This window comes from Arthrobacter pasteuri (assembly GCF_054510955.1).
Genome location: NZ_JBTNDO010000001.1, coordinates 1,634,006 through 1,658,435 on the forward strand (window position 1 = coordinate 1,634,006; position 24,430 = coordinate 1,658,435).

Genomic DNA, 24,430 nt, shown 5'->3' on the forward strand with positions numbered 1-24,430 from the left:
CCGGGGCCCTCGCATGTGCGCGAGGCCACTCTCCCCGCCCTGCTGCCGGCCTGCGTTCCGCAGTATCCTTGAAGCGATGAATCGCACAGTGTTCAAGTCGAAGATCCACCGCGCCACGGTCACCCACGCCGACCTGCACTACGTAGGGTCCGTGACCGTGGATCTCGACCTGCTCGACGCCGCGGACATCCTGCCCGGCGAACTCGTGTCGATCGTGGACATCACCAACGGCGCACGTCTCGAGACCTACACCATCGCCGGTGAGCGGGGATCGGGCGTCCTCGGCATCAACGGTGCCGCGGCGCACCTGGTGCAGCGCGGCGACCTCGTCATCCTGATCACCTACGCGCAGATGACCACCGAGGAAGCGCGCGCCTTCGTCCCCAGGATCGTCCACGTGGACGCCGGGAACCGCATCGTGGAGCTCGGCTCCGACCCGGCAGAGGCGATCCTCGGCGACGTCGAGCGTCCTCCCTTCGCCCTGGACAACTCCACCGTCTCCGCCTGACCCCTCTCCGCCAACCCCGGCGCCTCTCTCCGGCACTCGATCCGTTGCGAGACAGTAAGCTGGCTGTCTAGCGGTTTCGGCCGTCTAGGAATAGGGTCAAAAAGGAAGCATGCTTAGGCTGTCGATTCGATTGAATTGCCAGCCGGGTTGTCTACAAGGATGTGGAGGCTCGGTACGGATGCCGATGGATCGAAGAACACACAGAGACACGAGGAACCGTCCGAAGGCCGCCGTACTGGCGGGCCTGATGATGGGGACGCTGGCCATGAGCGGGTGCGGTCCGGCCCAGGCGGACAACACGCTCACCTGGTACATCAACCCCGACGCGGGAGGCCAGGCCGCCATCGCAGAGAAGTGCAGTGAGGAGTCCGGCGGCCGTTACCGCATCGAGACCTCGCTCCTGCCAAGCGACGCAGCTTCGCAGCGCGAGCAGCTCGCACGGCGCCTGGCCGCGGGTGATTCGTCGCTCGACATCATGAGCCTCGATCCGCCCTTCATCCCCGAACTCGCCGAGCCGGGCTTCCTGGCGCCGGTCCCGGAGGAGGTTCAGCAGGCCACGACGGAGAACGTCGTCGAGGGCGCCCTCGCCGGGGCCACCTGGAAGGACGAGCTCGTCACGGTGCCGTTCTGGGCCAACACGCAGATCCTCTGGTACCGCAAGTCGGTGGCCGAGGCAGCCGGCCTGGACATGTCCAAGCCCGTCACCTGGGACCAGATCATGGAGGCCGCCAGGAGCCAGGACAAGGCACTCGGCGTCCAGGGCAAACAGGCGGAATCGATGACGGTGTGGGTGAACGCGCTCATCGAGTCGGCGGGCGGCTCCATCATCGTCGATCCCGAGGCCACGGCGGACACGATCGAGCTCGGCCTCGACTCGGACGCCGGCACCGAGGCAGCCCGCGTGATCTCCACGATCGGCAAGGACGGGCTGGGCGGCCCGGGCCTCCCCACACAGGACGAGAACTCCTCCCTCATTGGCTTCCAGGGTGACTCCGGCTCCTTCATGGTGAACTACCCGTTCGTCTGGCCGGCCACCTCGGCCGCCGTCGAGGCAGGCACGCTCGACCAGGCGGTCCTCGACGACATCGGCTGGGGGATCTTCCCGCGCATGTCCGAGGACGAGGAGGCCGCACCGCCGCTGGGCGGCATCAACCTCGGCGTCGGCGCCGAGAGCAGCAACCCCGAACTGGCCTACGAAGCCGTCCAATGCATCGTCTCGGTCGAGAACCAGGCGGAATACTTCGTGACCAACGGCAACCCGCCGTCGAACACGGAGGCCTACGAGGACCCCCGCATCGAAGAGTCGTTCCCCATGGCCGGAACGATCAGGGACTCGCTCCAGGCCGCAGCACCCCGTCCGCAGACACCGTTCTACAACGAGGTCTCCACCGGCATCCAGCAGACCTGGGCGCCGCCCGGCGCCGTCGATCCCGAGAGTACTCCCGGGTCGTCGAGCGACTTCATCACATCGGTCCTTCGAGGGGAGCAACTCCTGTGACCTCCGCCATTCCCGCCAAGACGACGACGGCGTCGTCCTCCGACCCCGGCCCGCGCCTCGATGCAGGCAACGGCAGGGACAACGGCAGGACGCGTCGGGCGCCGCAACAGTACAGCGACCGGGTACGCGCCGAACGGCGGCTCGGTTGGATACTCGCCGGCCCGGCCTTCATCATCATGCTGCTCGTCACGCTGTACCCGATCCTGCAGGCCATCTACGAATCCCTGTTCCAGTTCCGCCTAACGGCACCGGATGAACGGGAGTTCATCGGCCTAGGAAACTACGGGGTGATCCTCAGCGACCCCGTCTGGTGGTCGGACCTGGGGACCACGGTCCTCATCACGGTCATCACCGTGGCCGTGGAGCTCGTGCTCGGCTTCGCGCTCGCACTCGTCATGCACAAGGCCCTGAAGTCGGTCCGCGGGCTCCTGCGCACCGCGATCCTCGTCCCCTACGGCATCATCACCGTGGTCTCGGCCTTCGCCTGGTTCTACGCCTTCGACATCAGCTCCGGGTACATCAACAGCTGGTTCAGCTGGCTCCCCGGCATCGACGAGAACCTCAACTGGTTCGCGCAGGGACCCACTGCCCTGTTCGTCATCATGGCGTCGGAGATCTGGAAGACCACGCCGTTCATCTCGCTGCTCCTCCTCGCCGGCCTCGCGCAAGTGCCCGACGAACTCAGCGAGGCGGCCAAGGTCGACGGCGCCACCTGGTGGGAGCAGATGCGCAAGGTGATCATCCCGAACATGAAGGCCGCGATCATGGTGGCCGTGCTGTTCCGGGCGCTGGACGCCTTCCGCATCTTCGACAACGTGTTCGTCATGACCAACGGTGCCTACGGTACTGAGGTGCTGTCGTTGCTCGCCTACCGGCAGTCCATCAGCAGGCTCGAGATCGGTCTCGGTTCCGCCGTGTCCGTCCTCCTGTTCCTCTGCGTCCTGCTGATCTGCTTCGTGGCGATCAAGCTGTTCAAGGTCGATCTCGCCGGAACGCAGGGAGGAAAGTAATGACGAACACCACTACCAGGGGCAAGGTCCTCTGGGCCATCGCCACCGTCCTCGTCCTGGTCTACGCGCTGTTCCCCGTGATCTCGATCCTCGCCACGTCGTTCAAGGCGCCGAGCGACCTGACGAGCGGCAAGTTCCTGCCATCCGCGGGCACAGCCACGACGAGCAACTACGAGCAGATCCTCGTCGGCGACGCGCAGGGACTGTTCCTCTCGGCGCTGCGCAACTCGATCGGCATTTCGCTGATCGCCACGTTCATCGCCGTCGTGCTGGCCACCCTGTGCGCCTACGCGATCGCCCGGCTCGACTTCCCGGGCAAGAAGCTGGTGCTGACCACGGCGCTGGCGGTCTCGATCTTCCCCGTCATCTCGATCGTGACGCCGCTGTTCAACCTCTGGCGCACCATCGGCCTCTACGACACCTGGCTCGGGCTGATCATCCCCTACCTGTCGCTGACCCTGCCGATCTCCATCTGGACCCTCGCCGCCTTCTTCCGGCAGATCCCGTGGGAGCTGGAGCAGGCCGCGCAGGTGGACGGCGCGACGACGTGGCAGGCGTTCCGCAAGGCGATCGTGCCGCTGGCCGCTCCCGGGGTGTTCACGACGGCGATCATCGCGTTCTTCATCGCCTGGAACGACTTCGTGTACGGGATCTCGCTGACCTCCACCGAGGCGGCACGCCCCGTCCCGGCAGCGCTCGCGTTCTTCACGGGTGCCTCGCAGTTCGAGGAACCGACAGGAGCCATCTCGGCCGCGGCGATCATCGTCACCATCCCGATCGTCCTCCTGGTCCTGCTCTTCCAACGCCAGATCGTCTCGGGCCTGACCTCGGGCGCCGTCAAGGGCTAACGCCCCCGGTTCAAGAAAAGGATTCGCACCATGGCTTCAATCACCCTCAACCACCTGGTCAAGAAGTACGGCGACGGCTTCCCCGCCGTCAACGACGTCAGCATCGACATCGCCGACGGCGAGTTCATCATCCTCGTGGGCCCGTCCGGCTGCGGGAAGTCCACGCTGCTGCGCATGATCGTCGGGCTGGAGGACATCACCGAGGGTGATCTCCTCATCAACGGCCAGCGCGTCAACGACAAGGCACCGCGCGACCGCAACCTGGCGATGGTGTTCCAGAACTACGCGCTGTACCCGCACCTCACGGTGTACGAGAACATCGCGTTCCCATTGCGCCTCGCCAAGGGCAAGCACTCGGACGAGCAGGTGGACAAGCTCGTCACCGAGGCGGCCGCGACCCTCGAACTCACCGACCACCTGCAACGCAAGCCGGCGAACCTCTCCGGCGGCCAGCGGCAGCGCGTCGCGATGGGACGTGCGATCGTGCGTCAGGCGGACGCCTTCCTCTTCGACGAGCCGCTCTCCAACCTCGACGCCAAACTCCGCGGCCAGATGCGGTCGGAGATCTCCCAGATGCAGCGCCGGCTGGGCGTCACCTCCGTCTACGTCACCCACGACCAGACCGAGGCCATGACGCTCGGTGACCGCGTGGCCGTCCTGAAGAAGGGCGAACTGCAGCAGATCGCCTCACCACGTGAACTGTACGAGCAGCCCGTCAACCTCTTCGTGGCCGGGTTCATCGGATCACCGTCGATGAACTTCCTGCCCGCCACCCTCGAGGGGAACGTCCTCCGGACGGCCGTCGGCGACCTGGAGATCCCCGCCGAGAAGGCCCGGAGAGCGGCGGGCAAGAAGGTCGTCCTCGTCGGTGTCCGCCCGGAGTTCTTCGAGGACGCCCAGCTCGTGGAGGACCACAAGCGGTCCAACGGCTCCACGTTCAATGCGACGCTGACACACACCGAGTGGCTCGGCAACGAGCAGTACGGGTACATCAACTTCGACCCGGCACCCGAGATGCGCGAGCTCCTGAACAACCTTGCACGGGACATGGACGCCGACGAGCTGCGCCCGCAGGTCGTCGTCACCCTGGATGCCGCGAGCCGGATCCGCGGCGGGCGTGAGGCGGAGCTCTGGCTGGACACTCGCAAGCTCCACCTGTTCGATGCCGAGACGGGTGAGAACCTGACACGCGACGCGGAGGCGGGCGCGGAGCTCACACGCCAGGCCGGCGAGGAGCGGGCCGAGGAGATCGAGATCGCCCAGCAGGCGGACGGACACGGGAACGGGAACGGCACCGGTTTCAGCAGTGGCACATCCGGTAGGACGGACGGCGCCCCGAACGGACAGGGGAACGGCGCGCCGGTCGACGCCGGCGTGAGCCGCTCCGGGGGTGCGACTGCGGCCGGCGGTTCGACGGCGGCCGGCGGCAAGCACACCTCGGGCTGACCCCGCGCGTGCCCTGCTCCGGCAGGGCACAGCAGGACCGGCACCCGGAAGGGTGCCGGTCCTGCTGTGTAGTGTGGCCCTATGGTCGAACAGGATGCCACCGCCCGGATCGCCGATATCACCGCGGGATACGTCTTCGAGGGTCCCACCCTGCACCTCGGCGCAGCCCTCGTGGACGGGGCACTCCACGCCGACGCGCAGGTGCGCCTCCCGCTCGCCATGATGAACCGGCACGGCCTGATCGCGGGTGCCACGGGGACCGGCAAGACCGTGACCCTCCAGGTCCTGGCGGAGCAGCTCTCCGCGCAGGGAGTCCCGGTCTTCCTCTCCGACATCAAGGGAGACCTGACGGGTCTGGCGAGTCCGGGCACCGCCTCCGACCAACTGGCGAAGCGGGCAGCGAGCGTCGGCCAGGACTGGACCCCCACAGCATTCCCGGTCGAGTTCCTCTCTCTGGGCGGTGATGGAGACGGCATCCCTGTCCGCACCACCATTTCCTCCTTCGGGCCCCTGCTCCTCAGCCGCGTGATGGACCTCAACGAGACGCAGGAATCGAGCCTGCAGCTCGTGTTCCACTACGCCGACCGGAACGGCCTCGAGCTCTACGACCTCGCCGATCTGCGCGCTGTCATCGGCTTCCTCACCTCCGACGAGGGGAAGGGCGCCCTCGCGTCACTCGGCGGCCTCTCCCGGGTGACGGCCGGGGTGATCCTGCGCGAACTGGTCACCCTTGAGGCGCAGGGCATGGACGTTTTCTTCGGCGAACCCGAGTTCGACACTGCAGACCTGCTGCGTGGCGCCGCTGATGGCCGCGGCATGATCACGGCGCTGGAGCTCGTTGCCGTGCAGCAGAAACCGCGGCTCTTCTCGACGTTCCTGATGTGGCTGCTCGCGGATCTGTTCGCCGAGCTGCCGGAGGTCGGCGACGTCGACAAGCCCCGCCTCGTGTTTTTCCTCGACGAGGCGCACCTGCTCTTCGCGGGCTCCTCGAAGGCATTTCGGGAATCGATACAGGCCACAGTGCGGCTCATCCGGTCAAAGGGCGTGGGAATCTTCTTCATTACGCAGACGCCCAGGGACATTCCCGGGGAGGTCCTCGGCCAGCTGGCCAACCGGATCCAGCACGCCCTTCGCGCATTCACGCCCGACGACGCGAAGGCATTGCGCGCCACGGTGTCGACGTTCCCGATGAGCCCGTACGACCTGGCGGAAGTCCTGACGTCCGCCGGGACCGGCGAGGCCGTCGTCACCGTCATGAACGAGCGCGGAGCCCCGACACCGGTGGCGTGGACCCGCCTGCGCTCCCCCGAGTCGGTTCTGGGCCGGGCGCCGGAGGGAACGGTTCCCGCTGTCGTCGCCTCGTCATCCCTCCTGCCGCAGTACGGCCAGGCGATCGACGGTTACTCCGCCTACGAGAAGCTGACCGGTCGGCCGATGCCCGCCGCCCCGCCGGGCGCTTCCTCTTCCGTCCCTACGGGCCCATCCGGCGACGCGGCTTCCGATCGGCCGGCGGGCATGTCCAGGGACGATCGCGATGCCGAGGCACAGCGCATCGAGGAGGATATCCTCGGGATGCCGTCCCGGCCCTCGCCGGGTGGAGGACGACGCTCAGGAAACAACGAGCGGGAGCGCGGCGTCCCTCGCGCCGAGCGGGAGAGCGGCACGGGTCGGCCGTCGGCCCAGCACGGACCGGACAGCGACGAGATGGCCGAACTTGCCCTGAAGGCCGCCGGCGTCATCGGCAGGGAGCTCGCGCGGGGTCTGTTCGGCACGAAACGCCGGAAGCGCCGGTGGTACTGAGGCAGGGCTGCTACCCGACAGCCGGGGGCGCCGTCCGATGATGGTGATCGAGATCGTGAGTTCCGCCCTCACGGTGCTGGGGCTGGGGCTGCTCATCGCCGCCCTCGTGATCAGGCTGGTGTACGGCTCATGGACCCGGACCCAGGCGATCACCTTCGAGCACGAGGGGCATCCCTACCTGCGCTGGCACGACCACCGCTACCGCATCGTGGAGGCACTGTGGTCGAGCTGCGCGCAGGGGCGGCGGGGAAACCCTGTCCCTCCACCCTTGGCCCCCGGGCAGGACGTGATCATCTTCTATTCCGCCCGCACTCCCGGCCACTGGTCGCTGGAGGAGCCCTATCGGGGCACCCGCCTCCTCGCCGTCGTAGGACTCGCGTGCTTCATCGGAGGGGTGCTGCTGGGCTTCCTGCCCGGCTGAACGGGCACAGCCGGTACCGTTGAGAGGTGCATACCCCCGTAGTGAAGGTCCTCGCGGCATGGCTGCTCGGCCTCATGCTCGTCGGCGCGGGTTTCGTCGCGACCGTGGTCCTCCTCAACGGACGGCTCTACAGCCCGGAACACCAGGTGGGCCTGTACCTCGAGGCCCTGCGGCAGGGCGACGGCGGCAAGGCCCTGGGCCTGCTCAACGCCTCCGTTCCGGAGGGCTCCAACCCCACCCTGCTCGACGGCGAGGCCCTGCGCCGGGCGTCGGCGTCCCTCGGGGACGTCGAGGTCGGCGATGCCCGGACGACGGACGGTGACCGGGTCGAGGTCCCGGTCACCTACAGCGTCGACGGAGCGGAGACGACCACGGTCTTCCCACTCCAGCGGACGGGCACGGAGTGGGGCTTCTTCAATGTGTGGCGGTTCGAGCACACCGTCCTGCCCACGGTCGAGGTGTCGGCCCTGAACAGCGTCGAGGCCGCGGTGAACGGCGTCGACGTCGGACTGCCCGACGGCAGGGCCGCGCTGGCGTCCTTCTACCCCGCCGTCGTCGACGCGACCTACGAGGGGAAATACTTCTCCGCTCCCGTGCAGCACACGGCGGTCACGAGCCGGGAGCCGCCCCCTCCTGCGCTGACCCTCGCCACCGAGGCGACGCCGGAGCTCGTCCAGGCGGTCAATGACCAGCTGCACACGTTCCTCGACGACTGCGCCGGCCAGACCGTCTTCCAGCCGACCAACTGCCCGTTCTACTACCTGACGAACGAGCGGCTGGCCGGCGGCATCGCCTGGTCCATCGAGGAGTATCCGTCCGCGACGATCACGCAGAACAACGGCGAGTGGTCGCTTGCCCCGCTTCGAGGGTCCGCCCGCATCGACACCCGGCTGCGTGACTTCTTCTCCGGCGCCGTCCGGGACGTGTCGGAGTCCGTCCCCTTCGAATTCGAGGCGGACCTCCTGGTGACCGAGGACACGGTCACGGTCACACCCGTGGTCCGCTACTAGCCGTCCCGGGCCGACACGCCGGTCAGGGGATGAGGTTCTCCGCGCGGTAGCGTTCGAAGAGCGCGAGGAAGGCGTCGAGAGTCCGTCGGTATCCGGTGAAGCCCGCGTCCCTGCTCTTACCCATGTCGGTCACCACCTCGATGTCCCGGCCCAGATCGCCGTCCGTGTGCCACCAGGAGGCTACGCGGTCCAGCCGCGGTTCGGCGAGCCCGTGGAGCTGCGCGAGCTCCGCCCACTGGTCCTCGCGTCCGGCCATGGCCAGCTCGAGCGGCCGCGGCGCGCCGGCATAACCCTCCCACTCGACGCCGAAGTAGGCGGCGAGCCTCGGCCACATCCAGCGCCACCGGAACACGTCACCGTTGACGATGTTGAAGGCCTCGTCGGCCGCACCGGGGGTCGTCGACGCCCAGAGCATGTGCTCGGCGAGGAGGCCCGCGTCGGTCATGTCGGTCAGCCCGCTCCACTGCGTCTCCGAGCCCGGGAAGACGAACGGCTCGCCCGACTCGCGGCAGAGGGTCGCCTGGACCGCCAGCGTGAGTCCCATGTTCATGGCGTTGCCCACCGCATGGCCGATCACCGTGTGGGAGCGGTGCACGGACCAGGTGAAACCCTGCTCCGCCGCCGCCGCGAACAGCTCGTCCTCCTGCGCGTAGTAGAAGTTCCGCACCGGCAGGCGCGGCTCCTCCTCATGGAAGGGCGTGTCCGCCATCTCCCCGGCTGCGTAGGCCTCGAAGGGTCCGAGGTAGTGCTTGAGGCCCGTCATGAGGGCCACGTGCGCCACGTCCTTGCCGCGGAGGGCGGCGAGCAGGTCACGCACCATGCCGGCGTTGACCGTGATGTTCTCCTCCTCGGTGTCGCGCCGCGACCATGCCGTGAAGAAGACGTGCGTGGGATTCTCCGCCTCGAGGACGGCTGCCAGGGACGCGGCCGAAGTCAGGTCCGCCGACAGCCGGCGCACGCCGTCGCGCTCGGCTCCGGGTGTGCGGGACAGCGCCAGCACGGGCCAGCCTTCCGCGGTGAGCCTCTCGACCAGCGCCGACCCGGCGATACCCGTCGCTCCTACAACGAGTGCCGTCCGCTGTCCGTCCGGTGCTGTTGCGGTTCCTGCCGTCATCCTTCGCTCCCTCTCGTCGTGCCGCCGCCCGTGCCCGCCTCCGCGGGTCCGGACACTGCGCGCGGCCTTCCAGCCCGTTACGGGCCCCGGAGTCGACAAGCCGGCCGGCCTGCAGGATATTCCAGCGGCCGGAGCAGCAGGACTGCCTGGGCACATCTCAGCGCTACTGCGGCACCGCCCCGCCCGCCCAGGCCGCCGTATAGAACCGCGGTGAACTCGCACCCAGCAGTTCGGCGTAGAGGTCCGGCTTCAATGCCTGGGCCGAACCGGCCGGGATGTCCGGGGCGAAGGCGGACACGCCCAGCCCGGCCTCATGATCCTGCAGGGTTAGGCCTGCCGCCTCCAGGATCGTCGGATACATGTTCAGCTGGTCGACCCGGGGGCGCAGCGGGGCCGCCCCGCCGGGCACCCAGATCCGGTTGAAGACGGTGCGGTTCCCGTGGTCGTCCAGCTGCTCGTGGAACGCGTTGCCGGCGCTCATCAGCTTGAGGTGGTCGCCCGTGATCACCACGGCGGTGTCCTCGAGGTAGCCCTTCTCCTTCAGGTAGTCCACGAATCCGGCCACCTGCGTCATCGAGCAGGAGAACACGGAGGTGACCACGTTCTGGGTGTCCACGTCGCAGTAGTCGTAGACGTGCACCGGCTCGTGCGTGTCCAGCGTTAGCAGAGTCAGGTTGAACGGCTCGCCGGTCCGCTCCGCCTCGGCGTGCAGCCGGTCGATCTCGTCCCTGGCGTGGGACATCAGGCGTTCATCGCTCAGGCCCCAGTCGCTGCGGAAGTTCTCCTCCGGCTCACCCGCGGCGCGCCAGTCGGAGAGGTCCTTCACCTCGGAGTAGCCATGGGTCCTCAGGAAGGTCTCCTTCGCGGCGAAGGAGGCGTTGGCACCGCCCAGGAAGACACTCTCATATCCGTGCTCCTCCAGGACATCGCCCAGGCACGTCAACCCGCCCAGGTAGGTTTCGGTGTCACCGCCGAGGTCGTTGCTGGGGGCGCTGCCGGCTGCGGAGCCTCCAGCCTTCAGCGGGACGCCGCACTGCGTCCCGACGAGGCCCGCCATGGTCCAGCCGCCTCCCTGGTACTGCTGGAGATCCTCCACGCTCTGCCAGCCGTCGGCTGCCCGGGTGACCTCCTTGAGCGGGGCGAACGCGTCCTTCTCGAAGAGCTGGTCGTCCTCGAGGGTGGCCTCGCCGGACTCGAGGTAGATCAGGACCAGGTTGCGCTCGTCCGCGTCGCTGGTGACGGTCGGTTCCACGTAGTAGTCCCCGAGGTCGTAGTCGGAGTTCGCCGCCCGGATGTAGTCCCCCATGCCCACCGTGGTGGAGAAGGCCGTGGCACCGCCGACGACCACCGCGGCCACCACGGCGGTCGAGACGAGGCGCGTGATCCACTGCGGGCGACGAGGACCAGGATCGTCGCCGACCCGGCGATGCCCTCGCCGCCGGGAGTGCCGCCACAGGGCGATCCCGACGGTGATGAGGACGGGCGCCACACCGACCCCCAGGATGCCGACCCAGACGATGGATCCGCCTCCGCCGTCGGTCTCCACGGAGACGAGATTCATGAGCATCTGGCTGACGGAGATCGTGCCCCAGTAGAAACGGATGCCTGCGGCGGCGATGAGCAGGACGAGCCCTGCCCAGATCAGGACGTAGACCAGGACGTGCCCCAGGACGACGCCGACCCGTCGGGTCACGTGAAGAATCCGGCCAGACATGGCAGCACCTCGCGTTCCGGATGCCCGCGTCCTCGCCGAACACCCTGACGTCCGACCCGTTCTCGGGCCGATCGAAGACTAGTACCGTTACGCCACCCGTTCAACAGCCGTTCACCCCCGCGCAAGGAGTTGTATACGGCGAGTTTGCACACCCGGCGCGGCGGCCCCGTCCGGGCCGACCTGAGCCACGGGTCCGGACACCCGGCGCGGCGGCCCCGCACCCCCGGAAGGGACCAGCAGCGGCGCGGACGCCTCAGGGGCGGCCGGCGGAGTACGTCGCCAGGGCAGCGAGCTCGGCGAGCCGATGGGCCCGCGCGGACTCGGCGGCCGTGAACGGCTCCCCCGCCCGGGTGAACACCATCGGCTCACCGACCGGCGAGGGGATCTTGAGGAGTTCGCTCCCCTCGATGAAGGACCGGACGACGGGCGGCGCCGCCACCGGGTCTGCAACGAGGAGCTCCGCGACGGCGTAGCGCAGCTCCGAGGGGTCCTGCACCACGCGGCAGGCCAGCGCGAGCGCCTTGGTCTGCCCGTCGGCGAGGGCCAGGGCGGTGGACGGCCATACCCGGACGGACGTGCCGCCACCGATCGTCAGGGCCCGGACGAGGTCCTGCTCCCTGACACCGGCGGGTACGGCGAGGACGAATTCGTCGACACTGGAGCGTGCCCCTGGGTGGATATGGAGTGACAGGATGTTGACGCCGCGCCGTGCGAGCTGGTGGGAGATGCGTTCCAGGGCTCCCGGGGTGTCCTCGACCAGCACGCGTGCCCGCCACAGGTCCATCCCCGTGTCCAGGCGCCTGCGCTGCCTGAGGGCCGGCGCGTGCAGCCAGGCCCGGAGGAAGCGCATCACGGAGGGCTCCGCCACCCAGATCACGAGGGCGGTCGCGGTGAGGGCGAGGAGGAGGACCTTGAGCGGATAGGCCAGGTCCGTCCGGACCACCGCGGCGTGGACGGCCAGTTCGATGGGAAGCATCACGGCGACGTTGGCGAGGGTCAGCCGGACCTTCCCGGGCTCGGGCAGCTGCCCGCAGGAGTCGCATCGGAGGGAGGCTGCAGTAGAACCAGTGGAACCGGCGGAGCGTGTCATGACTCCACTGTCCGAAGCGCCCGTTTCGAGGACGTTGCGGGCGGGTTCCACGACCAAGAACTTGACGCCGGCGCCCTGAGCAGTCCTCCGATCACCGCCCGGTAGTCCGGACCGGGTGGCGCCGGGACGCGCGGAACGGAGGGCACCCGGCGGATGCCCTCCGTTCCCCGAGAGGTCAGTCGAGTCCGCGCAGGTCCAGGGTCAGGTTGGTGTCGCCGTCGGCGGTCACGGAGACGGGGATCCCCCAGTCCTGCTGGTACAGGTGGCACGCGGCGTGGTCGGGGATCTCGCCGCCCGGCTCGCCGTCGCAGGAAGCGGCCCGCGCCGTGATGTGCAGGACGCCGTCGCCTGCCCCGGGCGCGAGCACGAGCTCTCGCGTCAGGCCGGTCGACGTGCCGCCACCGGACACCAGGAGGGATTCAGGCGACGCGCTGATCTTCAGCTGCGTGGGGTCGCCCCAGCGGTCGTCGAGCTTCTGCCCCTTGGGGGCGGTGAAGCGCACGGTCAGGGCCACGGGACCTGCGGACATCGGGGTCTTGGGCCGCTGCGTCTGGGACGCGCCCTCGTCGACGGCGAGCGCCTCCTTGGGCAGGGGTACCCGGACCAGCTGGTGCCGGTTGGTCTCGACGACGATGAGCAGCGGATCCCCGCCCTCGGCCACGGGCGTCATGTCCACGAGCACGTCGGACGGTTCGGAGAGGCCGCGCAGCAGCGTGGACACCTGGCGGGTGGCCGGGTCGTAGCGGCGTACGGCACCGTTGTAGGTGTCGGCGATGGCGATGGAGCCGTCCGGGAGCGCGGTGACGCCCAGCGGGTGCTGGAGACGCGCCTGGTCCGCGTCGCCGTCACGGAAGCCGAAGTCGAAGAGTCCTGTTCCGACGGCTGTCCGCACCTGTACCGTGCTGCGTCCGTCCTCCTCGGCAAAGGTGAGGAAGCGCACCGACGAGGTCTCGGAATCGGCGATCCAGACCGTGCCGTCCGTGCCCTCCGCGAGGCCGGAGGACTGGGCGAACCACGCCTCGGAGGCGTCGCCGTCGAGCAGTCCCTCGAGGCCGGTGCCCGCCAGGACCTCGACGGCGGAGGTGCGGGCGTCGTAGCTGAAGATCTGGTGGGTGCCGGCCATGGCGATGACCACGCGGTCCAGCACCGACGAGTACAGCACGTCCCACGGGGAGGACAGCGAGACGTTCAGCGCGTCCGTGCCGAGCTGCGTCTCCTCAAGGCGCGGGGTCTCGCTCGCGGCGCCGACCTCGAAGGCGTTCTCCTGCCGTCCCGTCTTCGTGTGGTTCCCGGCGTCGAGCAGGCGCTGGGTCCCGTTGCCGGCGAGGGTGCGCACCTCGCCCGTGGCGAGGGTCACGCCGCGCAGGCGGTGGTTGACGGAGTCTGCCACGACGACGTCGTACCCGACCTCGGAGGCCAGTTCAGCCGGCAGGAGGGCCACGCCCTGGGGCTCGTTGAACTGCGCCTCGTCGGCACGTCCGTCGCGGAAGCCCTTCGTGCCGGAGCCGATGGTGCGGCGCACGGTGACGAGGTCCGCCTCGAGCTCGACGAGCCGGTGGTGGCCCGTATCACCGGCGAGGAAGGTGCCGGTGGCGGGCAGGGCGAGCAGCTTGCCCGGGAACTTGAGGTCGCCCGCGGTGCTCTCGGCCGGCACGTACGGGCCGTTCCCCCGGTGCAGCGTGCCCTTGGCCTCGTGCTCGGCGACGAGCTCCTCCACGAGGGAGGTCAGGCCGCCGGCATGCCCCTCGCCGGAGAGGTGCGCCACGATGTAGCCCTCGGGGTCGATGACCACGAGCGTCGGCCAGGCCCGCGCCGTGTAGGCCTGCCAGGTGGTCAGCTCGGGATCGTCGAGGACGGGGTGGTGGATGTCGTAGCGCTCGACGGCGGCTGCGAGGGCCACGGGATCCGCCTCGTGCTCGAATTTCGGGGAATGCACCCCGACCGTCACGAGCACGTCCGAGTACTGCTCCTCGAGGGGCCGCAGCTCGTCGAGGACGTGCAGGCAGTTGATGCAGCAGAACGTCCAGAAATCGAGGATCACGATCTTCCCCCGGAGATCCTCGAGTTGCAGCTGCCTGCCGCCGGTGTTGAGCCAGTTACGGCCGGTCAGCTCTGAGCCGCGCACGCGGTAGCCGGTGCGCACGGTGGTCTCGGTCATTCATCGTCTCCTGCTGTGGTGGCACGCGCCGCGGGCTGTGCTCCCGGACGGGGTCCGACGTCGCGTGCGGCGAGGTCGGCGAACATGTTGTTGTAAGCCTCGAGATCGGCGTCGTTATTCCTGTCCGCCGCCCGGTCCTTGCGCTTGGTCTCCCGGGCGTCCGAGCGCGACCACATGATGGCCACGCCGATCGCGAGGAGGAGGGTCGGGATCTCGCCGACTCCCCAGGTCACCGCGCCGCCCACCTGCTGGTCGGCGAGGGCCGAGGCGCCCCAATCGCGGCCCATGTTGCCGAACCAGGACGCCTGGAGCAGCGACGTCGACCCCATCAGCGTCACACCGAAGAAGGCATGGAACGCCATGGTCGCGAAGAGGAGCAGGATCCGCAGGGGGTAGGGTGCGCGAAGCGGAACGGGGTCCGATCCGATCATCGAGAGCACGAAGACGTAGCCCGTGAGGAGGAAGTGCGTGATCATCAGCTCGTGGCCGACGTGCTCGCGCAGGGCGAAGCCGAACAGCGGGGAGTAGTAGAAGACGATGATGGAGGCCACGAAGTTGCCGGCGGCGAACAGCGGGTGCGTGATGATCCTCGACGGCCGGGAGTGCACGATCACGAGGATCCATTCCCGGATCCCCCGCGTACCGTCCCGGCGGGCGCCGAGCGCCTTGAGCGCGAGGGTCACGGGCGCACCGAGCACCAGGAACAGCGGCACCACCATGGTGAGCGCCATGTGATCGATCATGTGGGCGCTGAAGAGCACCATGCCGTAGATGGCCGGCGCGCCGGACGTGAAGTAGGTCAGCAGCGCCAGGCCCACGAGCCAGCTGAGGAGCCGGGGCACGGACCACGAGTCCCCACGCCCGTGCAGCTTCACCATGCCCAGGATGTAGGCGACGGCCAGCGTCAGCGCGACCGTGATCCACAGCCAGTCCGGCCGCCATTCGGTCAGCCAGCGGACCGCGGTCGGCTCCGGAGGGAGGTCGTAGCCCGACAGGATGCGGGCCGGGCCGGCCTCGGTGGGGAGCTCCTCCGCGCGCGGCGGAGCGGTCCGTCCGAGGGCGCCGGCCACACCGGAGACGGCCCCCATGATGACCAGTTCGACGGCGACGAGCTGCCACAGCACGCGACGCGCGGACAGCTTCGACGCGGCACTGCCGGAGGACGCCTCGAGCTGCGGGATGATCCACTGCCGGTGCATCCAGCCGATACCGCCGAGGAGCAGCGTCGCGATGGTCTTGAAGGTGACCAGCAGTCCCCACGAGGAGCTGAGCTGCGCGAGGTCGGTGATGCGGAGGCTGGCGTTCACCACGCCGGAGCCCACCACGAGGACGAAGGCGAATCCCGCGAGGGCCGAAAAGCGCTTGAGGACCGGCAGGGTCTGTCCGCCCAGCGTGCCGCTGACCACGGCCAGGGCGATGATCCCGCCCATCCACAGGCAGACTCCGACGAGGTGCAGGGCGATCGAGTTCACGGCGGCGTTGTGGTCGTCCCCGCTCGCGGAATGGCCGATCAGCGCCATGGGCAGGAGGTTGAGGAGCGCAAGCACCAGGGTCAGCGCCAGGGCGGTCTGCGACCGGACGCCGAAGAGGATCGTGGCGAGGACGGCGGAGACGATGGAGGTCACCAGCCACGCGCGCCCCGTGGAGAAGTCGGTGAGGAAGGCGGCGAGCCCCTGCGTGTACGCGGGGTCCGTGCTCAGCGGCAGGCCCGCGGCGTCGGAATAGGTGAAGACCATGACGCCGAGCGCCCCCAGCGTCCAGGCGACGGCCGAGACGGAGGCCAGGAGCAGCGCACGGGCGAAAGCGGGGTGCTCCGCCGCACCGTCCTTCGGCTTCCGGCCGGCGCCGCCGACCTTCCGTGGCAGCAGGACCACCGCGAAGACGAGGGCGCCGATGGTGGCGGCGGCCGCGGTGTTGTTGAGCACCTTGGCGACGGGCAGGCCCCACCTCGTCAGGGCGCCCGGGTCGCCGAGCTGCCGTGCGGCGGCCGCTCCCGTGTAGAACAGGGCCACGACGAGGGCTGCGAAGACGACGACGCCCGCGAGGATCAGCCAGCCGGTGCCGATGGCGCGGTCCGGAGAGGCGCCGGTGCGCGTCTGGCGCGGGTTTTTCGCTGTTGTGGACACATACACCATTCTCTACCCGGAGTAGAAAATAGGGCTAATCCCCGGGGCCCCCAGCACGACAGCACGGAACGACGAAGGACCGCTGCCATTCCGGCAGCGGTCCTTCGTGGCACGTAGTACGTGATGGACTACTTGGCGGAAGCCTTGAGCTTCGAACCGGCGGTCAGCTTGACGCTGTGCCCGGCGGCGATCTGGATGGTCTCGCCGGTCTGGGGGTTCCGTCCGGTGCGGGCTGCACGGCTGGTGCGCTCGACGGCGAGCCACCCGGGGATGGTGATCTTCTCGTCCTTGGCGATCGACTCGGCGAAGACGTCGAACAGCGCGTCGAGGACGCTGTTGACTGACGCCTGGCTGGTGTCAGCCTTCGCTGCTACCTCGGCAACAAGTTCACTACGGTTTTTAGCCAATTTAGGTCCTCCTGGACGTCACTCTTCTGAACGAGCTTCCCACGGTATACGGAAAGCCTCTGTCCGAAAACCTATCAGCTTGGACGCCCCGCCCCGCGTGTTTACGCGGCTTTTCGGCTTAAACGCGATCATTTCGAGGATCGCCCCCTGACCGGCGATGCTAATCCTGCTTGTTTTTTTCCGGGGTGGTTCGCACTAGGCTCCATGGACCGCGGTCTAGCAGACGGCCATCAAGCGGTCATTCGTGGAGTTGCCCGTGAATCTTCCTGCCCCCGAACCGGACCAGCCCGGCACCACACTCCTCCGAGGAGGACATCCCGGTACCGCCGGCACCTCGTCCTCGCCCGAGCCATCGAACCCAGGTGGCAGGCGCGCCACGGCACCTGCGACAGGCGGGAATGCCGGCGACCCGCAGACCATGGCCGGTGCCCTGGTCTTCGCGGTCCGGGACGTCCTGCCCGCCGCCGGCAGGTTGGACGCCAAGGCCATAGCGGTCGAACTCGACAGGGGCCTCCGGGCGTACTGGGGCCCGGATCACGGCATCACGACCAGTGAGATGCTGGCCACCGCCCGCGACATCAAGACCAGCGCCGCGGCAGCAACCCTCAACTAGCGTCCGCGATGCTGTTCTTCCGGCTCGGCCGGTCGGGGCCCACCGGCGGGCGACCGGGCATAGAATTTAGTTAGGTTGTTTAACAGAGGGCAGCCTTGGGTGCTCCTGGGGGTGCCGTGTGCAGTACGTATCCACGTGCTGCTGCAGGCATCCCCGGGGGTATCCCGATGAGGTGAACCCGTCACGGCGGCCCCGTCGGTTCGAGCGTGCAGCGCCTGCGAGAGGTCTCGTCCTACTGCCGGTCCGACTCGGTCATTGCTGGGGGGTCCCGCTCAGCCGTCCAGTGGTGACGAGTTCCACTGCGACCTGAAGGAGCTTCGTATTGGTGTTCGAGCTCGTCACGGTGAGAAGTTCGAAAGCCTGCTCCCCGGTGAGCCCGTAGCGTTCCATCAGGATTCCCTTTGCCTGTCCGATCACGTCGCGGCTCTGCAACGCGATGGTCAGGTGTTCGACCTTCTCTGTTACTTCCCGCAGCCGCTCCGATACCTGCTCGAGCGCCGCAAGGCGGTCCCGACCCGTCGCGCCATCGGCCGGGTCGTTCGGGTCGTGCCCCATGGTGCGGTCCTTGCGTTGTCACCCGTGACCCGTTCAGCAGGGTCCCTTCCAGACACCCTCTCACGTGGTGTGCCACCAAGGGACAATCGCGTGACGCCGGGATGTTCCAGGCCATGGCCTGCGGGCCCGGATTCCCCCGTCGAGCTCCTCAGGCAGCGCCCGAGGGATTGCAGGTCCCGTTACGGCGGAGGAACGAAGAAGCCGGCAACCCGAGGGTTGCCGGCTTCTCTGTTCACCGCACGAGGCGGTGGGTGGTGCTGTGGGACGGGAGTGTCCCGGGGGCTGTTACCAGCTCGACTTGGTCACGCCGGGCAGTTCGCCCTTGTGAGCCATGTCGCGGAAGCGGATACGCGAGATACCGAACTTCTGGATGGTGCCGCGGGGGCGGCCATCGATCTGGTCGCGGTTGCGCAGGCGTACCGGCGAGGCGTTGCGGGGAAGCTTCTGCAGGCCGAGGCGTGCTGCTTCGCGTGCATCGTCGGTGGCATTCTCGTCGACGAGGGTCTTCTTCAGCTCGAGGCGCTTGGCCGCGTAGCGCTCGACGATGACCTTGCGCTGCTCGTTACGAGCAATCTTTGACTTCTTGGCCATGTTTAGCGCTCCTCTCGGAATTCGACGTGCTTGCGGATCTTGGGGTCGTACTTCATCAGGACCATGCGGTCCGGATCGTTACGACGGTTCTTGCGCGTCACGTAGGTGTAGCCCGTACCAGCGGTGGACTTCAGCTTGATGATCGGACGTACGTCCTTGTCCTTTGCCATTAGAGCTTCACTCCCCTCGCGAGGATGGACGCCACGACAGCGTCGATGCCGCGGACGTCGATCGTCTTGATGCCGCGGGCGGAGACCTGCAGCGTCACATTGCGGCGCAGGGAAGGCACGTAGTAGCGCTTCTTCTGAATGTTGGGGTCGAACCGGCGCTTGTTGCGGCGGTGCGAGTGCGAAATGCTGTGTCCAAAGCCGGGCTCGGCTCCGGTCACTTGGCAGTGGGCTGCCATAACTCTCCTCCAGATTAGATGAACGTGACGGAATCACTTGTTGAGCGTCCCGCCACCAGTAATGACACCGTTATTACTGCAGCTTTCCGGAGGTTGACCTGGCAGGGTGAGATCCTGCCGAAGTGCCTCGCCGCGGGGAAGACGGTGAAGATTAGGCGGGCGCGGCCTTACGGCCGGCACAGCCTGAAATTCTAGGTAGTCACGGGTAGCTGGGCAAATCCCGGCCCGTCCTGGAACGGGTCGGCATCGGCCACAGCCAAACGCCTTACCATACTACCGACAGGATCCGGCTCGACCAAACCGGGTCAGTCGGTGCGCCGCCCGTCCCGGTCGACGACCGCGGGCGCGTCCGGTCCGGCGCCCACCCGCTCCCCGGAGACCTCGGCGCCCGAATCGACGATCGCGTTCCTCACGTGCGCGCCCTCCCTCAGGCGGACCCGGTTCAGCAGGACGGAGTCCTCGACGACGGCGCCGGCCTCGACCGTGGCCCCGGAGCCGATCACGCTCCTGCGGACGGTTCCGTACACCGCGGCGCCGGGGGCCAGGAGGGAATCGGCCACGACGGCGCCGTCCCCGACGAAGGCCGGAACCACCTGCGGGGGCTCGGTGAGGATGGGCCAGTCCGGGTCGGCGAGGTCCAGGCCCATTCCGTCCAGCAGGTCGAGGTGGGCGCGGAGGTAATTGGCCGGCGTGCCGAGGTCCCGCCAGTACCCCTCGAGCCTGTGCTCGACGACCGATCCCCGCTCGACGAGGTGCGGAACGAGGTGGTGGCCGTAGTCCCCGAGCCCGTCCCTGTCGTCCTGCAGGTGGACGAGCGCATCGAGGAGCGTCGTTGCCGTGTAGAGGAAGACCTCCGCCGCGACGATCCTCGTCTGCGGCTCCTCGGGCTTGTAGGCGAAGCCTGTCACCCTGCCGTCGTCGTCGACCGCGACGACGCCGTGGTTGGAGGCGTCGCCGTCGAAGTCGACCGTGACCATGGTCAGGTCCGCTCCCGTGCGGAGGTGGGTGTCGACGACGTCGCGGTAGTCCAGGCGGTACAGGTGGTCGGAGCTGAGCACCAGGACCAGGTCCGGCGCGAAGTCGCGGATGAAGGCTGCCTGGCGGAGCAGGCCGTCGGCGTTCCCCTCGGCGAAGCCCTCCCCCTCGCGGCCGCTGAAGGGAGGCAGCACCAGCAGCCCGCCGCGCGTGCGGTCGAGGTCCCAGGGCCGGCCGTTGCGGAGGTGGTCGTTGATGGTCTTGGGCTGGTACTGCTCCATGATCCACACATCGAAGATCCCGCTGTGGTGCAGGTTGGACAGGGAGACGTCGATCAGCCTGAAGCTGCCGGCCAGCGGCATGGCCGGTTTCGCCCGGTGGTGGGTCAGGGCGCCGAGGCGCCCTCCGGCTCCACCCGCCAGCACGATCGCGAGGATGCGGGGCTGGCGCCCGAACTGTGCGCGCTGGTCCATCTGCCGTCCTTGTCCTGCCGGGTCACTGCCCGGTGGTGAGTGCCTCATGGTCGGGGGCCGGTCCCCCGGGGATGGAGGAGGATGCGCCGTCCAGAACGGCGGCCTCGGCCGCCGTCTCGCCGTCGGACAGGATCCAGTGGGCGCCGTCCATTCCCCGGAGGATCTTGCGGCCCACCCTCTCCAGGTCCGCGACGTCCTGTCCGTCCAGAGCATCGAACACCATGGAGCGGACCTGCGAGACGTGGGACACGGCGAGTTCGGTCAGAGTCTCGAGCCCTGCGGGGGTGAGCGAGGCCGTGGTCACGCGCCCATCGGAGTCGGAGGGGAGCCTCGTGACCCAGCCCCGGGCCTCCAGCTTCTTCACCACGTGGCTCAGGCGTGAGAGCGACGCCGCCGAGCGGGCGGCGAGTTCGCTCATGGGCAGACGCGTCCCTTCCGACTCGGAGAGCATCGCCAGCACGTGGTAGTCGAACAGGGTGATCCGGGCCTCACGGAACAGCTGGGCGTCGAGGGATGCCGGGAGCAGGGACGTCAGCGCGTAGAGAGCCAGCCATGCCCGCCGCTCGTCGGGTGTGAGCCATTGCGCCGCCATCCGCTCATTCTGGCATACGCCCTCCCCTGCCCGTGGAGCGCCTCCGGCGCCCCGGACGGGTTGCAGATGGGGCGGGAACCGTACTCGCGCAGGCCTCAGGCGCGAGCGGATGCGCGGTGCGGGTGGACCGGGGCCGGGTACTTCGCCGTCAGGGCATCTCCGGAGGAGACTCCGCGCAGGCGCCTGCCGACCCACGGCGTGACGTACTCGCGCGCCCACTGCGCGTCCGCCCGCAGCTGTTCCATCCGCCGTAGGGCAGGGCGCGCATCGAGCTCCGGCAGGTCGATGGCATGTGAGGCCTTCATGGCCTCCAGGACCCGGGCGGCCATGAGCGTGTGTCCCGCCGTGGACATGTGCATCCGGTCGACGTCCCAGTACCTCCAGTCCTGGAACTCGCGCAGGCGCCAGTAGTCGACGATGGTGGCTTCGCGCCTGTCGGCGATCTCGCGCACCCACTCGTTGTACACGGCGGTGCGCCCGCGGGTCCTGCCGAAGACGGCGGAGCCCGAGGTGTCGAAGCCGGTGAAGAGCACGACGTCGGCTCCCGCGTCACGGAGCCTGCCGATGCCGTCGTCGTAGTGGGACATCAGCCGGTCGATGTCGATCCGGGGACGCAGGATGTCGTTGGCGCCGGCGTAGAGGGTGACGAGCGTCGGTTCGAGCGCCAGGGCGGCGTCGACCTGCTCGTCGAGGATCTGGCGCATCTTCTTGCCGCGGATCGCGAGGTTCGCGTACCCCCAGGACGGGTCGGCAAGGATGAGCTGCTCGGCCACACGGTCGGCCCAGCCGCGGACGCCGTTGGGGGACGCCGGGTCCCAGTCACCCACCCCTTCGGTGAAGGAATCGCCAAGGGCCACGTATCGCTGGGGAAAGGTCACCGTCAAAGATTACCCTCGGCACCGACGGCTCCCGGGATAAGCTCGACGGAGCCATCCGTTGACACCCGCACGAAGGACATCATGCCCGACGCATCTCCCGAAGCGACTCCGGACCCGGTCACCGACACCGTGACGAAACCGGCCCAGGACACGGTTCCGGGCATTGGATCGCGCGGCCGGCGTGCCGCGCTCATCATCAACCCCACCAAGGTCACCACCGTCGACGTGCAGGGCGCTGTCCAGCGCATCTCCGCCGAGGACGGCTGGGAGGAGCCCCTGGTCATCGAGACCACCGAGGACGACCCCGGGCACGGCCAGGCGCGGGAGGCCCTCGACGCCGGAGTGGACCTCGTGATCGCGGCGGGCGGGGACGGCACGGTGCGCTGCGTGGCCGAGGAGCTCGCGGGGACCGGCACCATGATGGCCCTCGTCCCGCTGGGTACCGGCAACCTGCTCGCCCGCAACCTCGATATCGCCGTCGACGATCCCGATGCCGCCGTCGAGGCCGCCTTCCGCGGGACCGAGCGCACCATCGACGTCGTGCACGTGACGGTGGACCGCGCGCAGGACGCGCACGTGTTCCTGGTCATGGCGGGCATCGGGTACGACGCCGCCATCATGTCGGACACGCGCGACGACCTGAAGGACAAGGTCGGCTGGCTGGCCTACGTCGACGCCGGGATCCGCAACCTCCCGGGCAGGCCGGCGCGCACCACCATCTCGGTGGACGGCGGCAGGTCCTTCGAGCGCCGCCTGCGCAGCGTGATGGGCGGCAACTGCGGCAAGATCATGGGCGGCCTCGAGATCTTCCCGGGTGCGAAGATCGACGACGGCCTGATGGACCTCATGACCCTGGCGCCCCGGGGGAAGCTCGGCTGGCTGGCCGTCGCCGGGAAGCTCTTCACCCGCGGCAAGGGCAAGGACCCGTCACTGGAGTACTTCCAGTGCCGCACCGCCGAGGTCACCCTGCACGAACCGCTGGAGGTGCAGCTCGACGGCGATCCTCTCGGCAAGGCCACGCACATGGCCTTCGAGGTGAAGCCGAATTCGCTGCGCCTGCGGATGCCGCTGGGGTACAAGGACCCCGCCGTCGTCAGCGAGCCGCTGCCCTAGCAGTCCACCTGGCGGTTCACCGGCGGGCCAGGACCGGCCGGGCTACAGCCAGGGCTTCGGGTCGACCTTCTTGTCGTCGATCATCACCTCGAAGTGGAGGTGGCAGCCGGTGGAGTTCCCCGTGCTGCCGACGGCCCCGAGGACGTCCCCGCGCTTCACCTTGGTGCCGGCCGGCACGTCGATGGCGCTCAGGTGGTTGTACGTGGTGTCCAGCCCTCCGCCGTGGTCGACCACGATGCGCTGGCCCCCGCCGTAGGCATGCCAGCCGGAGTCGACGACGGTGCCGGCATCCGCGGCCTTGACCGGCGTCCCGCAGGCGCCGGCATAGTCCAGGCCCTCGTGGAGCTCATCGGCAGCCCCACTCAGCGGGTTGACGCGGTAGCCGAAGGCGGAGGCCTCGACCGGGTTGTCCACCGGGGACTCGAAGGCCTTGCGGTCCCTGAGTGCAGGAGTGAGTGACGCGGAGAGGGCCCGGGCACTCGCGATACCCGGCGCGACGCCCTCCACGACCCTGCCGGCTCCCTCGAGGGTGAAGGTCACGGGCGCCTCGGCGGCAGCCGTGACGGCCTGGGCGCCTGCTGCAGGGGCGGCCGTCGTCGCCGAGGGCGCGACGGCACCGAGCAGCAGTCCCGCCGAGGCGAGGACGATGCCGGCCGTGGCGGCGTTTCCGCGCAGTCGTGCGAGCGGCGTCGTACCGTCGGCCCTTTCGTGCCGGAGGTCGCGGCGCGTCGGCTGCGAGGCCCTCTGCGGGGCGTGATCGTCGGACGCGCGACGGTGTTCGGGCATGGCGGTATGGATCAAGTGCTTACCTCTCTGGAACGCCGGCGAAGTTAGCTGTCGGATTCGAGCAAGAGTTGACTCGGCCCCTCTGCGCGACCCTCTACCGCGGGAATGCCGCGGGAATGGCCGAAGTAGCATGGAAGGGCTTCACCCCGAGGCGGCTCAGGCCGCCGGAACGTGGGTCCTCCACCCCTGTCACAGTGTGTTCAGGCGGTCCGCTGACAGGGTTAGGCGTACGGACCTGGATGTGTAATCCAGCTTTGACTACTTAAAACAGTAGGTCAGAGCACGCGAAGTTACAATT

The 24,430-nt window shown here is 68.6% G+C and carries 24 protein-coding genes and 1 riboswitch; of the genes, 10 read left to right on the forward strand and 14 right to left on the reverse strand.

Going from position 1 to position 24,430, the window contains the following annotated elements:
• The first annotated feature begins 76 nt into the window (after positions 1-76).
• From panD to ACX80H_RS07705, 8 genes are all read left to right on the forward strand, one after another.
• Entirely contained in the window at positions 77-508 is a 432-nt protein-coding gene (panD, locus tag ACX80H_RS07670) for an aspartate 1-decarboxylase (protein ID WP_459312265.1), read from the forward strand.
• Positions 509-686: 178 nt separating this feature from the next.
• Positions 687-2,006, forward strand: coding sequence for an extracellular solute-binding protein (locus tag ACX80H_RS07675; RefSeq protein ID WP_459312267.1), 1,320 nt, complete (start codon positions 687-689; stop codon positions 2,004-2,006).
• A complete protein-coding gene (locus ACX80H_RS07680; protein WP_459312269.1) occupies positions 2,003-3,016 on the forward strand; it encodes a carbohydrate ABC transporter permease in 1,014 nt (337 codons plus the stop codon). Before ACX80H_RS07675 ends, ACX80H_RS07680 begins: the two co-directional genes overlap by 4 nt.
• Positions 3,016-3,864, forward strand: a complete 849-nt coding sequence (locus ACX80H_RS07685) for a carbohydrate ABC transporter permease (protein ID WP_459312271.1) — start codon at positions 3,016-3,018, stop codon at positions 3,862-3,864. The genes ACX80H_RS07680 and ACX80H_RS07685 overlap by 1 nt, the downstream gene beginning before the upstream one ends.
• 30 nt (positions 3,865-3,894) lie before the next feature.
• On the forward strand, positions 3,895-5,310 hold the full coding sequence (locus ACX80H_RS07690; RefSeq protein ID WP_459312273.1) for an ABC transporter ATP-binding protein: 1,416 nt from the start codon (positions 3,895-3,897) through the stop codon (positions 5,308-5,310).
• 81 nt (positions 5,311-5,391) lie between these two features.
• Positions 5,392-7,110 (forward strand): helicase HerA-like domain-containing protein, encoded by a 1,719-nt coding sequence (locus tag ACX80H_RS07695; RefSeq protein WP_459312274.1) that lies wholly within the window; start codon positions 5,392-5,394, stop codon positions 7,108-7,110.
• A 37-nt stretch (positions 7,111-7,147) separates the two neighbouring features.
• A complete protein-coding gene (locus tag ACX80H_RS07700; RefSeq protein ID WP_459312276.1) occupies positions 7,148-7,531 on the forward strand; it encodes a hypothetical protein in 384 nt (127 codons plus the stop codon).
• A 26-nt stretch (positions 7,532-7,557) separates the two neighbouring features.
• Complete coding sequence (locus tag ACX80H_RS07705) at positions 7,558-8,541, forward strand: hypothetical protein (protein WP_459312278.1); 984 nt, start codon at positions 7,558-7,560, stop codon at positions 8,539-8,541.
• A 22-nt stretch (positions 8,542-8,563) separates the two neighbouring features.
• On the opposite strand, the gene ACX80H_RS07710 is transcribed toward ACX80H_RS07705, so the two are convergent.
• The 6 genes from ACX80H_RS07710 to ACX80H_RS07735 all read right to left on the reverse strand — a co-directional run bounded on the left by ACX80H_RS07710 (position 8,564) and on the right by ACX80H_RS07735 (position 17,150).
• On the reverse strand, positions 8,564-9,655 hold the full coding sequence (locus ACX80H_RS07710) for an SDR family oxidoreductase (protein WP_459312280.1): 1,092 nt from the start codon (positions 9,653-9,655) through the stop codon (positions 8,564-8,566).
• A 163-nt stretch (positions 9,656-9,818) separates the two neighbouring features.
• A complete protein-coding gene (locus ACX80H_RS07715; protein WP_459312282.1) occupies positions 9,819-11,348 on the reverse strand; it encodes an LTA synthase family protein in 1,530 nt (509 codons plus the stop codon).
• A gap of 274 nt (positions 11,349-11,622) precedes the next feature.
• The gene (locus tag ACX80H_RS07720) at positions 11,623-12,459 is read right to left on the reverse strand and encodes an ACT domain-containing protein (protein WP_459312284.1); all 837 of its coding nucleotides are present in this window, start codon (positions 12,457-12,459) and stop codon (positions 11,623-11,625) included.
• Between the two features lie 175 nt (positions 12,460-12,634).
• Positions 12,635-14,617, reverse strand: coding sequence for an NHL domain-containing thioredoxin family protein (locus ACX80H_RS07725; RefSeq protein ID WP_459312286.1), 1,983 nt, complete (start codon positions 14,615-14,617; stop codon positions 12,635-12,637).
• Positions 14,614-16,752, reverse strand: coding sequence for a bifunctional copper resistance protein CopD/cytochrome c oxidase assembly protein (locus ACX80H_RS07730; RefSeq protein ID WP_459312288.1), 2,139 nt, complete (start codon positions 16,750-16,752; stop codon positions 14,614-14,616). The genes ACX80H_RS07725 and ACX80H_RS07730 overlap by 4 nt, the downstream gene beginning before the upstream one ends.
• Positions 16,753-16,871: 119 nt before the next feature.
• Positions 16,872-17,150 (reverse strand): HU family DNA-binding protein, encoded by a 279-nt coding sequence (locus ACX80H_RS07735; RefSeq protein ID WP_087074140.1) that lies wholly within the window; start codon positions 17,148-17,150, stop codon positions 16,872-16,874.
• Between the two features lie 256 nt (positions 17,151-17,406).
• Between ACX80H_RS07735 and ACX80H_RS07740 the strand changes: the two genes are divergently transcribed.
• Complete coding sequence (locus tag ACX80H_RS07740; RefSeq protein ID WP_459312290.1) at positions 17,407-17,763, forward strand: hypothetical protein; 357 nt, start codon at positions 17,407-17,409, stop codon at positions 17,761-17,763.
• 252 nt (positions 17,764-18,015) lie between these two features.
• On the opposite strand, the gene ACX80H_RS07745 is transcribed toward ACX80H_RS07740, so the two are convergent.
• The 7 genes from ACX80H_RS07745 to ACX80H_RS07775 all read right to left on the reverse strand — a co-directional run bounded on the left by ACX80H_RS07745 (position 18,016) and on the right by ACX80H_RS07775 (position 22,233).
• The gene (locus tag ACX80H_RS07745) at positions 18,016-18,318 is read right to left on the reverse strand and encodes an ANTAR domain-containing protein (protein WP_459312291.1); all 303 of its coding nucleotides are present in this window, start codon (positions 18,316-18,318) and stop codon (positions 18,016-18,018) included.
• Positions 18,319-18,603: 285 nt separating this feature from the next.
• The gene (gene rpsN / locus ACX80H_RS07750; protein WP_459312293.1) at positions 18,604-18,909 is read right to left on the reverse strand and encodes a 30S ribosomal protein S14; all 306 of its coding nucleotides are present in this window, start codon (positions 18,907-18,909) and stop codon (positions 18,604-18,606) included.
• Between the two features lie 2 nt (positions 18,910-18,911).
• Positions 18,912-19,079, reverse strand: coding sequence for a 50S ribosomal protein L33 (rpmG, locus tag ACX80H_RS07755; RefSeq protein ID WP_019481734.1), 168 nt, complete (start codon positions 19,077-19,079; stop codon positions 18,912-18,914).
• A complete protein-coding gene (gene rpmB, locus ACX80H_RS07760; RefSeq protein WP_043441573.1) occupies positions 19,079-19,315 on the reverse strand; it encodes a 50S ribosomal protein L28 in 237 nt (78 codons plus the stop codon). The genes rpmG and rpmB overlap by 1 nt, the downstream gene beginning before the upstream one ends.
• A 305-nt stretch (positions 19,316-19,620) precedes the next feature.
• Positions 19,621-20,763 (reverse strand): glucose-1-phosphate adenylyltransferase family protein, encoded by a 1,143-nt coding sequence (locus ACX80H_RS07765; RefSeq protein ID WP_459312294.1) that lies wholly within the window; start codon positions 20,761-20,763, stop codon positions 19,621-19,623.
• A 22-nt stretch (positions 20,764-20,785) separates the two neighbouring features.
• Positions 20,786-21,355 carry a MarR family winged helix-turn-helix transcriptional regulator gene (locus ACX80H_RS07770; protein WP_459312296.1) on the reverse strand — a complete coding sequence of 190 codons (570 nt, stop codon included), beginning with the start codon at positions 21,353-21,355 and terminating at the stop codon, positions 20,786-20,788.
• Between the two features lie 95 nt (positions 21,356-21,450).
• On the reverse strand, positions 21,451-22,233 hold the full coding sequence (locus ACX80H_RS07775; RefSeq protein WP_459312298.1) for an SGNH/GDSL hydrolase family protein: 783 nt from the start codon (positions 22,231-22,233) through the stop codon (positions 21,451-21,453).
• Between the two features lie 81 nt (positions 22,234-22,314).
• On the opposite strand from ACX80H_RS07775, the gene ACX80H_RS07780 reads away from it, so the two are divergent.
• Positions 22,315-23,346, forward strand: coding sequence for a diacylglycerol/lipid kinase family protein (locus tag ACX80H_RS07780; protein ID WP_459312300.1), 1,032 nt, complete (start codon positions 22,315-22,317; stop codon positions 23,344-23,346).
• Positions 23,347-23,388: 42 nt separating this feature from the next.
• On the opposite strand, the gene ACX80H_RS07785 is transcribed toward ACX80H_RS07780, so the two are convergent.
• Complete coding sequence (locus ACX80H_RS07785) at positions 23,389-24,147, reverse strand: M23 family metallopeptidase (RefSeq protein ID WP_459312302.1); 759 nt, start codon at positions 24,145-24,147, stop codon at positions 23,389-23,391.
• Between the two features lie 3 nt (positions 24,148-24,150).
• Positions 24,151-24,349: riboswitch (cyclic di-AMP (ydaO/yuaA leader) on the reverse strand.
• Between the last annotated feature and the right edge of the window lie 81 nt (positions 24,350-24,430).